This window comes from Micromonospora sp. USAFONa4 (genome assembly GCF_057197825.1).
Genome location: NZ_CM170072.1, coordinates 5,090,603 through 5,105,270, shown reverse-complemented (window position 1 = coordinate 5,105,270; position 14,668 = coordinate 5,090,603). Strand labels below are relative to the sequence as shown.

The 14,668-nt window shown below is 76.8% G+C and carries 8 protein-coding genes and 1 pseudogene; 5 read left to right on the top strand and 4 right to left on the bottom strand.

The features are described from left to right. Positions 1 to 105 precede the first annotated feature (105 nt). Positions 106 to 495 carry a hypothetical protein gene (locus AC0OO9_RS22515; RefSeq protein WP_484512151.1) on the bottom strand — a complete coding sequence of 130 codons (390 nt, stop codon included), beginning with the start codon at positions 493 to 495 and terminating at the stop codon, positions 106 to 108. Positions 496 to 667: 172 nt separating this feature from the next. On the opposite strand from AC0OO9_RS22515, the gene AC0OO9_RS22510 reads away from it, so the two are divergent. Further along, positions 668 to 5,263: an ATP-dependent helicase gene (locus AC0OO9_RS22510; protein ID WP_484512149.1), complete on the top strand. Its 4,596-nt coding sequence runs from the start codon at positions 668 to 670 to the stop codon at positions 5,261 to 5,263. Positions 5,264 to 5,272: 9 nt separating this feature from the next. Here the strand turns inward: AC0OO9_RS22510 and AC0OO9_RS22505 are convergent, their stop codons facing one another. Beyond that, the gene (locus AC0OO9_RS22505; protein WP_484512147.1) at positions 5,273 to 5,869 is read right to left on the bottom strand and encodes a hypothetical protein; all 597 of its coding nucleotides are present in this window, start codon (positions 5,867 to 5,869) and stop codon (positions 5,273 to 5,275) included. Positions 5,870 to 6,015: 146 nt separating this feature from the next. Between AC0OO9_RS22505 and AC0OO9_RS22500 the strand changes: the two are divergent. Both AC0OO9_RS22500 and AC0OO9_RS22495 read left to right on the top strand, forming a co-directional pair. Next, positions 6,016 to 6,381 (top strand): annotated as a pseudogene (locus AC0OO9_RS22500) (GNAT family N-acetyltransferase); the annotation flags it as partial. A 231-nt stretch (positions 6,382 to 6,612) separates the two neighbouring features. Further along, entirely contained in the window at positions 6,613 to 7,458 is an 846-nt protein-coding gene (locus AC0OO9_RS22495) for an SAM hydrolase/SAM-dependent halogenase family protein (protein WP_484518014.1), read from the top strand. Between the two features lie 92 nt (positions 7,459 to 7,550). On the opposite strand, the gene AC0OO9_RS22490 is transcribed toward AC0OO9_RS22495, so the two are convergent. Then, on the bottom strand, positions 7,551 to 8,756 hold the full coding sequence (locus AC0OO9_RS22490; RefSeq protein ID WP_484512145.1) for a hypothetical protein: 1,206 nt from the start codon (positions 8,754 to 8,756) through the stop codon (positions 7,551 to 7,553). Positions 8,757 to 8,866: 110 nt separating this feature from the next. On the opposite strand from AC0OO9_RS22490, the gene AC0OO9_RS22485 reads away from it, so the two are divergent. Together AC0OO9_RS22485 and AC0OO9_RS22480 are read left to right on the top strand one after the other, a co-directional pair. After that, complete coding sequence (locus tag AC0OO9_RS22485; RefSeq protein ID WP_484512143.1) at positions 8,867 to 9,811, top strand: zinc finger domain-containing protein; 945 nt, start codon at positions 8,867 to 8,869, stop codon at positions 9,809 to 9,811. Between the two features lie 265 nt (positions 9,812 to 10,076). Further along, positions 10,077 to 13,721 (top strand): hypothetical protein, encoded by a 3,645-nt coding sequence (locus AC0OO9_RS22480; RefSeq protein WP_484512142.1) that lies wholly within the window; start codon positions 10,077 to 10,079, stop codon positions 13,719 to 13,721. A 155-nt stretch (positions 13,722 to 13,876) separates the two neighbouring features. Here AC0OO9_RS22480 and pspM read toward each other — a convergent pair whose 3' ends face one another. Beyond that, positions 13,877 to 14,656 (bottom strand): phage shock envelope stress response protein PspM, encoded by a 780-nt coding sequence (pspM, locus tag AC0OO9_RS22475; RefSeq protein ID WP_357577368.1) that lies wholly within the window; start codon positions 14,654 to 14,656, stop codon positions 13,877 to 13,879. Between the last annotated feature and the right edge of the window lie 12 nt (positions 14,657 to 14,668).

Sequence of the window (14,668 nt, the reverse complement as noted above, 5' to 3'; positions counted from 1 at the left end):
CCGCTGTCGCCCGCTTGCGGGTAAACCGGCCGAAACGGTCGGTCAGTCGTCAGCGAAGTGGCGACGCGCGGAGGCGACCGGGCAGTGGAGGCGGCCGGCCAGCCGTCAGCCGACGGCGACGTCGGCGATTGGGGCGACGACGGGCTCCCGGGCGGGGCGCTCGCGACGGGGCTCCACCAGCAGGTCGGGGCGGCCGAGCTGGACCACGACCTTGTTGACCACCCGCTGGGCGGCGGCGAGGGAGCGCACCGGCAGCAACCGGCCCCGGCTCTCCCGGCGCAGCACGAAGTAGTGCACCGCGGCGCGGACCTGCCCCCGGTCGGCCGCGCTGGCCTGCGCGGTGGAGACGACCAGCTCCCGCAGCGCGGCGGCGAGCCGCTCGGCCAGCTCCAGCTCCGGGCCGGCCAGCCCGGTGCGGACGGCAGCGAGGTGACTGTCGACCTTGCGGATGAGCACGTCGGTGCCGGGCTCGAAGCTCCGCTGCTCGACGGTCAATCCGATCTCCTCCACCCCGGGCCGACGCTCCGGGTGAAGTTACTTTATGTTGTGGGGCACAAGCAAGCAGTTAAGTAAGACTTAACGGATTGAACGCGCAAACATCGCGTATGAGCCGGAGCGGGGCAATGGCCCTCCGCCCAGAACCTCGATGTCACACCGTCGGGGCAGGATGGAGGGCGTGACGGATGCGATGGCGGGTTTCGGCGCGGCCACCCGGGAGTGGTTCGGTGCCGCCTTCGCCGCGCCCACCGCCGCCCAGACCGGCGCCTGGGGCTCCGTCTCCGCCGGGCGCAGCGCGCTGGTGGTGGCCCCCACCGGCTCGGGCAAGACGCTGGCCGCGTTCCTCTGGTCGCTCGACCGGCTCGCCCGCGAGCCCGCCCCGGCCGACCCCCGGCAGCGGTGCCGGGTGCTCTACGTCAGCCCGCTCAAGGCGCTCGCGGTCGACGTCGAGCGCAACCTGCGCACCCCCCTCGCGGGCATCCGCCAGGCCGCCACCCGGCTCGGCGTCGCCCCGCCGGAGATCACCGTGGGAATGCGCACCGGCGACACCCCCGCCGACGAGCGGCGGGCCTTCGCCCGCACCCCACCGGACATCCTCATCACCACACCCGAGTCGCTGTTCCTGCTGCTCACCTCCGCCGCCCGCGACTCCCTGCGCGGCGTCGAGACGGTGATCCTCGACGAGGTGCACGCGGTCGCCGGCACCAAACGCGGCGCCCACCTCGCGCTTTCCCTGGAACGCCTCGACGAGCTGCTGCCGGCCCCGGCACAGCGGATCGGCCTCTCCGCCACCGTCCGGCCCGTCGACGCGTGCGCCCGTTTCCTCGGCGGCGCCCGCCCCGTCGACGTGGTCGCGCCGCCCACCGCCAAGACGATCGAGGTCAGCGTCCAGGTGCCGGTGGAGGACATGACCCGCCTCGACGAGCAGGAGCCGCCGGAGGACGACCTCGGCGGCCTCGGCGCGCGCCGGGCGTCCATCTGGCCGGCGGTCGAGGAACGCGTCTTCTCCCTGGTCAGGGCACACCGTTCGACAATCGTCTTCACCAATTCCCGGCGTTCCGCCGAGCGCCTCTGCGCCCGGCTCAACGAGCTGGCCGGCGAGGAGCTGGCCGGCGGGCCCACGCCGTCGCCGCGCGGCGCACAGGAGTGGGGCGGCCCCGAAGGGCCGGTGCGCGTCGGCCGCACGCCGGCGGAGCTGATGGCGCAGGCCGGCGCGGCGGCCGGCGCACCGGCGGTGATCGCCCGCGCCCACCACGGCAGCGTCTCCCGGGAGGAGCGCAAGCACATCGAGGAGGCGCTCAAGTCCGGCCAGCTGCCCGCCGTGGTGGCCACCTCCAGCCTGGAGCTGGGCATCGACATGGGCGCCGTCGACCTGGTGGTGCAGATCGAGGCGCCGCCCAGCGTGGCCGCCGGCCTGCAACGGGTGGGCCGCGCCGGGCACCAGGTCGGCGCGGTCTCCCGGGGGGTGGTCTTCCCCAAGCACCGGGGCGACCTGCTCTCGTGCACGGTGGTGGCCGAGCGGATGGCCGAGGGCGCCATCGAGGAGCTGCACCACCCGCGCAACCCGCTCGACGTGCTGGCCCAGCAGATCGTCGCCATGGTGGCGCTGGAGCCGTGGCGCGTCGGTGACCTGGCCGTGCTCGTACGCCGGGCGGCGCCCTTCGCCGAGCTGCCCGACTCGGCGCTGCACGCCGTGCTCGACATGCTCTCCGGCCGCTACCCGTCCACCGCGTTCGCCGAGCTGCGCCCCCGGCTGGTCTGGGACCGCGCCACCGACACGCTCACCGGCCGGCCCGGCGCGCAGCGGCTCGCGGTGACCAGCGGCGGCACGATCCCCGACCGGGGCCTCTTCGGCGTCTTCCTGGCGGGAGCCGAGCGGGCCGCCCGGGTCGGCGAGCTGGACGAGGAGATGGTCTACGAGTCCCGCGTCGGCGACGTCTTCCTGCTCGGTTCGTCGTCCTGGCGGATCGAGGAGATCACCCCCGACCGGGTGCTGGTCTCCCCGGCCCCCGGGCAGGCGGCGAAGATGCCGTTCTGGAAGGGCGACCAGCTCGGCCGTCCCGTCGAGCTGGGCCGGGCCATCGGCGCCCGGGTGCGCACCCTGCTGCGGCAGAGCGACGAGACGGCGACCGCCGCGCTGCGGGCCGGCGGCCTGGACGACTGGGCCGCCGGCAACCTGATGGCCTACCTGCGCGAGCAGCGCGCCGCCACCCGGTCCCTGCCCGACGACCGCACCGTCGTGGTCGAGCGGTTCCGCGACGAGCTGGGCGACTGGCGGCTGGCCGTGCACAGCGTGCTCGGCGCCCGGGTCAACGGGCCGTGGGCGCTGGCCATCGGCCGCCGGCTCGCCGAGCGCTACGGCGTGGACGCCCAGGTGATGCCGTCCGACGACGGCATCGTGGTCCGCCTACCGGACACGGCGGAGGAGCCGCCCGGCGCCGACGTGGTGGTCTTCGAGCCCGAGGAGATCGCCCAGCTCGTCGAGGAGTCGGTCGGCACGTCCGCGCTCTTCGCGTCCCGGTTCCGCGAGTGCGCGGCCCGGTCGCTGCTGCTGCCCCGCCGCGACCCGCGCCGCCGCCAGCCGCTGTGGCAGCAGCGGCAACGCGCCGCCCAGCTGCTCGACGTCGCCCGCGAGTACGCCGACTTCCCGGTCACCCTGGAGGCCGCCCGGGAGTGCCTCCAGGACGTCTTCGACCAGCCGGCACTTGCCGAGTTGATGCGCGACCTGGCCGCCCGCAAGGTGCGCCTGGTCGAGGTGGAGACCGCCCAGCCGTCGCCGTTCGCCCGGTCGCTGCTCTTCGGCTACGTCGGTGCCTTCCTCTACGAGGGCGACGCGCCGCTGGCCGAACGCCGGGCCGCCGCGCTGGCGCTGGACTCGACCCTGCTCGGCGAGCTGCTCGGCCGGGTCGACCTGCGGGAGCTGCTCGATCCGGCGGTGCTGGCCGAGACCGGGCGGCAGCTGCGCTGGCTGACCGAGCAGCGCCGCCCGCGCGACGCGGAGGACGTGGTCGAGCTGCTCCGCGTGGTCGGTGACCTGTCGGAGGCGGAGCTGGCCGAGCGGGGCGCCTCCCCCGCCTGGCTGACCGAGCTGGCGGCGGCCCGCCGGGTGCTACGCGTACGCGTCGCCGGCGAGGAGCGCTGGGTGGGCGTCGAGGACGCGGCGCGGCTGCGCGACGCCCTCGGCGTGGCCCTGCCCGTCGGGGTGGCCGAGGCCTACCTCGCCCCGGTGGCCGATCCGCTCGGCGACCTGGTCGCCCGCTACGCGCGTACGCACGGGCCGTTCGCCGCCGCCAGCTGCGCGGCCCGTTTCGGGCTCGGCGTCTTCGTGGTCGAGCAGACGCTGCGCCGGCTCGCCGCCACCGGTCGGGTGGTGGCCGGCGAGTTCACCCCCGACACGGTCGGCAGCCAGTGGTGTGACGCGGAGGTGCTGCGGCTGCTGCGCCGCCGGTCCCTGGCCGCGCTGCGCCGGGAGATCGAGCCGGTGCCGCCCCGCGCGCTGGCCGCGTTCCTGCCCCGCTGGCAGCAGGTCGGCTCGTCCGCGCGGGGGGTGGAGGCGCTGGCCGCCGCCGTGGAGCAGTTGCAGGGGGCGGCGGTGCCGGCGTCGGCGCTGGAACGGCTGGTGCTGCCCGGCCGGGTCGCCGACTACTCCCCCGCCCAGCTCGACGAGCTCTGCGCCAGCGGCGAGGTGCTCTGGGCCGGCTCCGGGGCCATCTCCGGCGGGGACGGCTGGGTCACCCTGGCCTACGCGGACGTCGCGCCGCTGCTGCTCGCCCCACCCGACGAGGCGCTCACCCGCACCCCGCTGCACGACGCGGTGCTGGACGCGCTCGGCGACGGGCAGGCACTGTTCTTCCGGTCGCTGTCCGACCGGGTCGGCTCGACCGACGACGCCGCGCTGAGCGCCGTCGTCTGGGACCTGGTGTGGGCCGGTCATCTCACCAACGACACCCTGGCGCCGTTGCGCGCGGCGCTCGGCGGCGGTGGGGCGCACCGGTCCCGTGCCACCGCGCCGCGCACCCGTTACCGGCGTCCCGGGCGGGTGGCCCTGCCGACGCGTGGGGGCCCGCCGACCGTGGCCGGCCGCTGGTCGCGGCTGCCGGAGCGCGACACCGACCCGACCCGGCGTGCCGCGGCCCTGGCCGACGTGCTGCTCGAAAGGCACGGCGTGGTGACCCGGGGCGCGGTCATGGCCGAGCAGGTGACCGGGGGTTTCGCCGCGGTCTATCCGGTGCTCTCGGCGCTGGAGGAGCGCGGCGCGGCCCGGCGGGGCTACTTCGTCGAAGGGCTGGGCGCGGCGCAGTTCGCGGTGCCGGGGGCGGTGGACCGGATCCGGGCGCTGGCCGAGCCGACCGACGGCGGGCGGGGGCGTGGCGGGCCCACCCTGGTGCTCGCCGCGACGGATCCGGCCAACCCGTACGGTGCAGCGCTGTCCTGGCCGGAGCGGGTGGTCGATTCGGGTGACGGGACGGCCCCGGCGACCGGGCACCGGGCGGGGCGCAAGGCCGGCGCCGTGGTGGTGCTGGTCGCCGGCGACCTGGTGCTCTACGTCGAGCGCGGCGGGCGGACGATCCTCTCCTTCACCGACGACACCGACCTGCTGACGGCGGCCGGGAAGGCGCTCGCCGACGCGGTCCACTCCGGCGCGTTGGGCGCGATGTCGGTGGAGCGGGCCGACGGCGAGGCGGTACGCTCCTCGCCGCTGCGCGACGCCCTCACCGCCGCCGGCTTCCGGGCCACCCCGCGCGGCCTGCGCCTGCGCGGCTGACCCGCACCGTCAGCGCAGCCCGGTGAGGACCTTCTCGTACCTGGCGCGATCGGCGGCGGGGGTCTTCGCCTCCAGGTAGTTGAGCACCACCGTGCCCCGCCGGAACGACTGGCCGCCCCACGTCTCGGCGATGTCGCTGGCGCTGGTCTCATCGGGGAAGACGTACACGGTGACGGCGTCGGTCGCGACCAGCTCGGAGCAGCCCAGGCCGAGCCCGTCCGGGCCGCACTCGACCGACCGGTCCCGGGGGTTCGGCACCTTCAGCCCGGCGGCCTTGAACGCGTCGACGACCTGCCGCGCGCCGGGCGTCCCGGTCGGGCGGGCCGGCAGCTCGACCGGCGGCGGGCTGGCGGGGCGGCGCTGGGTGGGCCCGCCGGCGCTCGGAGCCGCCGGGCCCGCCCCCGTCGGCCGGGCGCTCGGCGGGGCGGCGGGCGTCGCCGTGGCTTCCGCCGCGCCGGTCGGGCCCGGGGACGGCACGTCGGCCGGGGTCGACGCCGTGGCGGCCGGTGGCGCGGCGCGCCGGTCCTCCGCGTCGTCGCCGCAGGCGGCGGTGAGGGCGGCGGCGATCACGAGCACCGCGACGGCGGGCAGGCTCCGGTTGGTCACCCCTGGCAGTCTGCCCAACCGGATCCCGTCCCGGCAGTGGCCGGTCGGTCAGTGCGGCTGTCCCATTTCTGCCAGACCGCCCCGGTCGACCGGGGCGGTCTGACGACGTCGGTACGATCCCGACCGGTCGACGAGGGGGGCCGACGATGAGCGTGGTGGACGGGGCGGACGGGATGACCGTCCGGCCGGCGCGGGCCGGGGACCGGGCGGCCGTGGACGCGCTGCACGAACGCCAGTGGGGCGGGCCGTACGTCGTCGCCCACGACACCCGGTACGACCTGCGTACGCTGCCCACGCTGGTGGCGACCGACGGGGCCGGGGCGGTCGTCGGGGCGCTCGCCCACCACGACGACGCCGACGGGCTGGAGGTGGTCAGCGTGGTGGCCGCGACGCCCGGTGGCGGCGTCGGCACTGCGCTGCTGGCGGCGGCCGGCGAGGTGGCCCGGGCCGGCGGCCGGGCCCGGCTCTGGCTCGTCACCACGAACGACAACCTGCGGGCGCTGCGCTTCTACCAGCGGCGCGGACTGCGGCTGGTGCGCGTGGACCGGGGCGCGGTGGACCGGGCCCGCCGGCTCAAGCCGAGCATCCCGGTGGTCGGCGAGGACGGCATCCCGCTGCACGACGAACTGGTCCTGGAACTGCCCCTCACCGCCGACGGACCGGTCCCGGAACCGCCCCTCACCGCCGAGGGGCCGGTCCCGGAACCGCCCCTCACCGCCGAGGGGCCGGTCGCCGGCCGCCCGGTGCACGGTCGGCAGGTCGTCGCCGGCCCGCCCGCCGGCACGGCCCGCGCCCCGTGGATCTCGCTGACCACCGACTACGGCCTCGCCGACGGATTCGTCGCCGCCTGCCACGGGGTGATCGCGCGGCTGGCGCCGGAGGCCCGGGTCGTCGACGTGACCCACCTCGTCCCGCCGGCCGACGTACGCCGGGGCGCGGCGGTACTCGCGCAGGCCGTGCCGCACCTGCCGCAGGGGGTGCACGTGGCCGTCGTCGATCCGGGTGTGGGCACCACCCGGCGGGGCGTCGCGCTGGCCACGCCCCGCGGGCTGCTGGTGGGGCCGGACAACGGCCTGCTGGCGGAGGCCGCCGAGGCGCTGGGCGGGGTGACCGCGGCCGTCGAGCTGACCGACCCGCAGTGGCTCGCGCCCGAGGTGTCCCGCACGTTCCACGGTCGGGACGTCTTCGCGCCGGTCGCCGCGCGGCTGGCGCTCGGCGCACCGCTGTCCGGGGTCGGCCCGGCGGTCGACCCGGAGTCCCTGGTCCGGCTGCCGGCGCCGGTGCTCCGGCGGGAGGCGGACGGGTTCGCGGCCGAGGTGCTGACCGTCGACCACTTCGGCAACGTCCAACTGGCCGCGCCGGCCGACCTGCTGGCGCCGCTGCCGGTCCGGGTCCGGGTGCGACCGGGCGCGGGTGCCGGGCCCGACCGGGAGGCCGTGCACGGGCGTACCTTCGGCGACGCCGGACCGGGCGGGCTGCTGGTGCACGCCGACTCCGCCGGCCTGGTCGCCGTGGCGGTCAACGGCGGCCGGGCGGTGGACCTGCTGGCGGTGGCGCCGGGCGACCTGCTGCGCGTCACGGCCGGCTGAGCAGCGGGCCGGCCGGGCGAGGTGTCGGGCGGGCGACCCGGGCGCCGGGCCGGACCGGAGCCGGCCGGCCCGGCGGGCGTACGCGGGTGGTGTCAGCAGAGCGGCACGGTGCCGCCGTAGACCGCCGAGACGTAGGCGTGGCTGACGTACTGGCCGCCGGTGAGGCGGTTCCACCGGTTGGTGGTCCGGTACGGGCCGACGACGGTCTGCCCGATCACGTAGCACTCGATCGGCACGTTGGCGTACCGGGCGGCCAGGCCGCGCACCGCGTACCCGGTGCCGGCGCCGGCGCGGATGTTGAGCGGACCGTCGCCGACCACGCCACGCGGACCGCTGCCGGTCCACAGGTACGCCACGTCCACCCAGGCATTGGTGGTGAGCTGCAACCCGTCCCAGAAGGTGCCGTCGGCGAGGTCGACGCCGGCCGGGTTCAACACGACCCGCCCGAACTGGTCCCGCCCGCCGTTGTAGCCGTACTGGTAGGCCGCCTGTGCCTGCGGCCGGCCCTGCGGGAGGTCCTTCCAGTTCTCCCGGACGGCGCTGAGGTTCCAGTAGTCGTCCCGGGTGTTCCACGGGCCGACGTCCCAGACCGGGGCGTACTCGCAGCGGCTGCCCGTGGTGGTGCAGACCCGCACGGTGTAGTCGCCGGTGTTCGCCGGGGCGAGGGCGCGCCGGGACGGCAGCGCGACGAAGTGGTCCCCGGTCACGATCGTGTGCCCGTTGGCGGTCACCTCGCCGACCAGCCCGATCCGCGTCGCGTACACCCGGTAGGTGAGGCCGGGCGAGGCGGCGACGGCGGCGACGGTGTCGGCGGTGAGTCGCACGGCGCGCACCTCCGCGGTCGCGCCCGGCCGGCTCGCGGTGAGCACCACCCGGGTCTGCACGCGGGTGACCGGCCGGTCGAAGACCGCCCCGCCGGTGGCCTCGCGCCACTCGGTCCAGCCCGCCGCCCGCCAGCCCCGCACCTGGGCCTCGGCGGTGCCGCCGGCGGCGGTGCGGGCGTCGACGGCGGCGCGGATCCGGGTGGCCGGCCGGGCCAGGGTGCGCGGCGACGCGAGGAAGATCCCCTCGGCGACCGCGCTGCGGGGCGCGCGGGACCGCGCGGGACGGGGGTCGGCCAGCCGGAGCCCGGCGCGGGTGTGCCGGACGTTGACGTCGTCGGCGTCGACGCGGGAGAGGTCGGTGCTCCATCGTTCGCCGCCGCCGGCGGCGAGGGCGGGGCTCGGGGCGGGTACGAGAGCGAGGGCGAGGATGACGGTCAGGACGGCGGTACGGGCGCGACGTTGGGGCAGAATCATGGGCATTCTCCTCAGAACTCCCTGATCGTGCCCTTGTCCGTAGATCGACAGGAACCTCCATACAAATAGCGACACATGCGAATTCGGCTCGGACGAGGAAGGATGGACGGGTGCCCGAAGGCGACACCGTCTGGAACACCGCCCGCGTACTGCACCGTGCCCTGGCCGGCGCCCGCCTGACCGGCAGCGACTTCCGGGTGCCGCAGCTCGCCGCGACCGACCTCGCCGGCTGGACGGTGCGGGAGTCGGCCAGCCGGGGCAAGCACCTGCTGCTGCGGCTCATCGCCCCACCGCACGCCACGCCACCGCCCGACGCCCCGGTCGCACCGCCACGCGGCGGCACCGCCCCGGCGCAGGGCAGCGTGGCCCCGGCGCAGGCCGGCACGGCCCCGGCGCAGGGCGGCGGTGCGACCGGGGACGCGGCAACGGGAGACGACGGCGGGGCACGCTGGACGCTGCACTCGCACCTGCGGATGGACGGGGCCTGGCGGGCGTACGCGCCCGGGGAACGCTGGGCGGCCAGGCCGGCGCACCTGATCCGGGTCGTGCTGCGCAGCGCGCGGGCGGTCGCCGTCGGCTACCACCTGCACGAGCTGGCGCTGGTGCCGACCGCCGAGGAGGAGTCGCTCGTCGGACACCTCGGCCCCGACCTGCTCGGCACGGACTGGGACCCGGCGGAGGCGGTGCGCCGGTTGGCCGCCGACCCGGACGTCACCATCTCCGAGGCGCTGCTGGACCAGCGCAACCTGGCCGGCGTCGGCAACCTCTACAAGTGCGAGGTGCTCTTCCTGCGCGGCGTCTCGCCGTGGACCCCGGTACGCGCGGTGCCGGACCTCGCCGGCACCGTCGCCCTCGCGCAGAAGCTGCTCGCGGCGAACCGGGGCCGCTGGACGCAGAGCACCACCGGATCGCTGCGCCGGGGGCAGACCAGCTACGTCTACGGCCGGCGCGCCCAGCCCTGCCGGCGGTGCGGCACCGCGATCCGCAAGGAGGAACTGGGCGAGCGGGTCACCTACTGGTGCCCGGTCTGCCAGCCGGAGCGTCCCGCCGACTGACGCGGCCGGACCGGTGCGACACGCGCGTTTCCTGCGTCGCGCATGGCGGTAGCCGCCCGCAGCCACCCGGTCGGCGTGTCGGGCGGGACACTCCGCCGACAGGGCGACGAGTCGCTTCCTTGCCACAGATACGGACGATTGGGTACTTCCTAACACCGCCGTCGAGGTCGCATGCTGCGGTTGACTCCTCACGCATCGTCAGCGACGCGCGACCGGTCCGCCACGCCGACGTGGTGGCCGCAGCGCCCGGACACCGGGGAGAGCCATGGAGCTGTTCCGCAGACTCCGGATCCCGTGGGCGGAGCGGGCGAGCGCCCGCGCCGAGCACGACGCCGACGCGACCGGGGCGGGTCCCGTGCCGGCGGCCCGGCGCGCGGCCGAGCCGGTCGCCGCGCCGGCCAGCCTGGACCCGGCCGCCGTGCCGCGCTACTTCGGCCCGCTGCCGAACCAGGCCCGCAGCCCGCTGCCGGTCGTCGACGCCGACGGCTGCGTGCTGCCCGGCACCGGCATCCGCAAGTTCGTCGACGCGCTGCCCCGCCCCGGCGCGCTCGGCCGCACCGAGCTCGGCGCCCACCTGCCGGTGGCGGTGCCGGACACCGTCAGCTATCCGGGCTGCGACTACTACGAGATCGGCCTGGAGCAGTACGCGCAGCGGCTGCACCGGGACCTGCCGGCGACCCGGCTGCGCGGCTACCGGCAGCTCAACCTCGGCACGGACGCCCACGGGCACAACACGGTCGCGCCGGCGGGGCGCCCCTGGCACCTCGGCCCGCTCATCCTGGCCCGGCGCGGCCGGCCGGTCCGGGTCAAGTTCATCAACCAGCTCCCCACCGGCCGCTCCGGCGAGCTCTTCCTACCGGTCGACCCGACCGTCGACGGCGCCGGGGCCGGCCCGCTCGACGGTCCGGCGCCCTACCCGCAGAACCGGGCGGTACTGCGGCTGGCGGGCGCGCACACCGGCTGGACCAGCGCCGGCAACCCCTGGCAGTGGGTGACGCCGGCCGGCGAGATCACGCCCTACCCGACGGGGCCCGGCCTGACCCACGTGCCCGACATGCCGCCGCCCGGCGCGGGCGCCACCACGCTCTACTACCCGAACGAGCAGAGCGGGCGGCTGTGCTGGTTCCACGACAACACCGTCGGCCTGGCCCGGCTCACCGTCTACTCCGGCCAGGTCGCCCTCTACCTGCTCACCGACCCCGCCGAGGAGCGGCTCGTCGCCGACCAGGTGCTCCCCGCCGACCAGCTGCCCCTGGTGATCGAGGACAAGACGTTCGTGCCGGAGGACGCCCAGCTCGCCGGGGAGGACCCGACGTGGGACCGGGACCGCTGGGGCTCCCGGGGCAGCCTCTGGCACCCGCACGTCTACCAGCCCCGGCAGAACCCGCACCGGGCCGACGGGACGAACCCGACCGGCCGGTGGGACTACGGCCCGTGGTCGCGTACGGGCGACGACGCCGGGCAGCGGGAGCACGGCGGTACGCGGCACCGGGCGGACCCCGTGCCGAACCCGCACCACGATCCCGTAGCCGACCCCGACGAGCCGCCGCTCGCGCCCGGCGTCCCGCACCCGTCGGCGGTGCCGGACGCGTTCGGCGACACCATGCTGGTCAACGGGATCGCGTACCCGTACCTCGAGGTCGAGCCGAGGACGTACCGGTTCCGGATCCTCAACGCCTGCCTGGACCGCGGCCTGAACCTCCAGCTCTACCGGGCCCGCTCCGACGGACCGATGTGGGACCCGGACGGCGCTCTGGCCGACGCCGACGCCGGCGAGGTGCCGATGGTGGAGGCGGTACGCGCACCGGAGCGGCCCGCCGCCTGGCCGACGGACGGGCGCGACGGCGGGGTCCCGGACCCGCGCGCCGCCGGCCCGGAGCTCGTCCAGATCGGCAACGAGTGCGGCCTGCTGCCCGCGCCGGTGGTGGTGCCGAACCGGCCGGTGAGCTACCGGTACGACCGGCGCGACCCGACCGTGCTCAACGTCGACGCGCACGCGCTGCTGCTCGCCCCCGGGGAGGCGGCCGACGTGCTCGTCGACTTCTCCACCGTCGCGCCCGGCGGCACGCTGATCCTCTACAACGACTGCCCGGCCCCGCTGCCCGGCTTCGACCCGCGCGCCGACCACTTCACCGGCGCCCCGGACCGCGGCGCCGAGGGCGGTTCCCCGCCGACCCGCCCCGGGTACGGGCCGAACACCCGCACCCTGCTCCAGTTCCGGGTCGCCGGCACCCCGGCGCCGCCGTACGACCTGGCGCGGCTGCGCGAGCGCCTGCCCGAGGCGTACGCGGCCAGCCAGCGTCCGCCGATCGTGCCGCAGCCGGCGTACGACGTGGCGTTCGGCACCCGGACCGCGCGCGACACGGTGGTCCCGGTGCACGCCGCGACGGTCAGCTTCGTCCCGGCCGGTGCCGCCGCCCCGGTGCTGCTGCCGCTGGAGGTCAAGGCGGTGCAGCAGGTCTTCGAACCGGACCACGGCCGGCTCGTCGGCCGGCTCGGCGTCGGGCACCCGCACGCCGGGCCGCTCTCTCCCACCGTCCTGCCGCTCGGGCCGACCGATCCAGCCACGGAGGTGCTGCACGTCAGCGATCCGGCCGTCGCGGTGGGCGGGCCCGGCGACGGCACCCAGCTCTGGCGGATCCGCGGCAACAGCCGGCAGACCCAGCCGGTGCGGTTCACCGGCTGCGACGTGCAGTTGGTCGGCCGGGTCGGCTGGGATGGCGCCACCCGGCCGCCGTACCCGGCGGAGCGGGGCTGGAAGCAGGTCGTCCGGGTCGACCCGCGCGAGGACGTGATCGTCGCGCTCCGCCCGGTCGCGCCGCCCCTGCCGTTCAAGATCGGCGACAGCGTACGGCTGCTCGACCCGCTACGGCCGGCGGGCGCCCGGACCGGCTCGACCCCGGTCAGCCCGGTCGACGGCCGACCTGCGGTCGTGGTGAACCAGCTCGTCAACCTCGGTTGGGAGTACCACTGGCACAGCCAGCTCGCCGGGCACCGGGACCAGGGCATGATCCGGCCGCTGGTGCTGCGGGTGTCGCCCCGGGCACCGACCGGGCTGACCGCGACCCCCGCCCCCGGCTCGGCCACCGCGCTGCCCGCGATCGCGCTGACCTGGACGGGCAACGGGAGCCGGCCCCCGGCCACGAGCCACCTGCTCCAGCGGGCCACCGACGCCGCCTTCACGGAGGGCCTCACGGCGATCACCGTGGCGGCCACGGCGACCCGCTACACCGACGCCAGCGTCACCCCCGGGGTGACCTACCACTACCGGATCCGGGCGGAGAACGCGGTGAGCTGCTCCACGTGGTCCAACAGCGTGCCGGCCTCGGTGCACCTCGCCGCGCCGGCCGGGCTGACCGCGGCGATCCCGCCGGCCGCGCCGCTGCGGATCGCGCTGCGCTGGGCCAACCGCTCCTTCGCCACCGGAATCGACGTGCAGCGGGCCACCAACCCGACGTTCAGCAGCGGGCCGGGCACCACCGCGATCGGCGTCGGCGACAACCATCTCGACATCGCCGTCGCCCCCGACACCACGTACTACTACCGGGTACGGACCACCTATCTCGGCGCCGCGTCGGCCTGGTCGACGGTGGCCCGGGCGACCACCCCGCCGGCGCCGGGCCCGCCCACGGGGGTGACCGCCACCGCGACTGCACCCGGGCCGGACACGGCGACGGTGGTCCTCGCCTGGGCGGCGAGCACGCCGGCCGCACCGGGCGCGGGGTTCATCGTGCAGCGGGCGCTGGACCCGGCGTTCGGCCGGGACGTGGCGACCTTCACCGTCACCGGCCGGGGCTTCACCAACACCGGGCTGGCGCGCGGCGTCACCTACCACTACCGGATCCGGTCGTTCAACGTCGTCGGCAGTTCCCCGTTCACCGGCCCGGTCCCGGTAACCACACCCCCCTGATCCCTCCCCCGCCCCCGCCCCCGGCCCGGGGCCCGAGCCCACGCCGATCATGCAGTTACAGTGGGGTGCAAAACGCCCGAACAGGCATCGATCCGGCACTACAACTGCATGATCGACCGCGCGGGAGGGGCGGGCGGGACCTCCCGGGGGGAGCGTCAGGGGGTGCGGAGGGGGGCGCCGACGCCGCGGAGTTCGGTCAGGGCCGTGGCCACGCCGTGCAGCAGGTCGGTCGCCTCGGTGAGCCGGGAGGCGGCCGGGTGCGCGGCGTCGGGGTGGGCTTCCCCGGCGACGTAGCCGGCGGCGGCCACGACGAGCCGCTCGTACGCGGTGACCCCCTGCTCCAGCTGCGCGCTCAGGGCCCGGTGCGCCTCGGCCAGCGCCGGCCGGGACTCGGCCGGGGCGAGCCGCAGCGTGCGCTCGACGCTGGCCACCCGGTCAGCGAGGTCCCGCAGCGACCGGTCGGCCTCGGCGGCCTCCAGCACGGCCGGCGAGGCGAGCCCCGTGAGCCGACCGGTCATCCCGGCGAGGGTCAGGGCGGCCCGGTCCAGCCGGGCCCACGGCTCGGCGGCGCTGGTGCCGCGCAGCGCCACCCGGGAGCGCACCCGGCGGACCTCGGCCAGCACGCCGGGGCCGACGGGGAGCCGCTCCACGGCGGCGACCAGCCTGGCCCGGGACCGGGCGGCGGCCTCGGCCGGGTCGAGCGCCGGTGGTGCCGGCCGGGCGGCCAGCGCCCGCAGGTCGACCCAGCGCCAGGCGGCGAGCACCAGCGCGCCGCCCGCCCCGGCCGCCCAGGCCGCGTCGGGCAGCCCCAGCCCGGCGTACGGGGTCAGCACGGCGGCGGCGCCGCCCAGGCCGCCGGCCGTGACGCTCCACCGGCGCGCGGACCGCCGCAACCGGCTCAGGCGCCGGAAGTACCGCGTGCGCTCGTCTGCCACCTCTGCCTCCTC

What these genes read in the sequence shown, in the direction of transcription:
- AC0OO9_RS22480 (WP_484512142.1), top strand. Translation starts at nt 10,077, where the DNA reads ATGGAGCTGTTCCGCAGACTCCGGATCCCGTGGGCGGAGCGGGCGAGC.
- AC0OO9_RS22490 (WP_484512145.1), bottom strand. Translation starts at nt 8,756, where the DNA reads ATGATTCTGCCCCAACGTCGCGCCCGTACCGCCGTCCTGACCGTCATC.
- AC0OO9_RS22510 (WP_484512149.1), top strand. Translation starts at nt 668, where the DNA reads ATGGAGGGCGTGACGGATGCGATGGCGGGTTTCGGCGCGGCCACCCGG.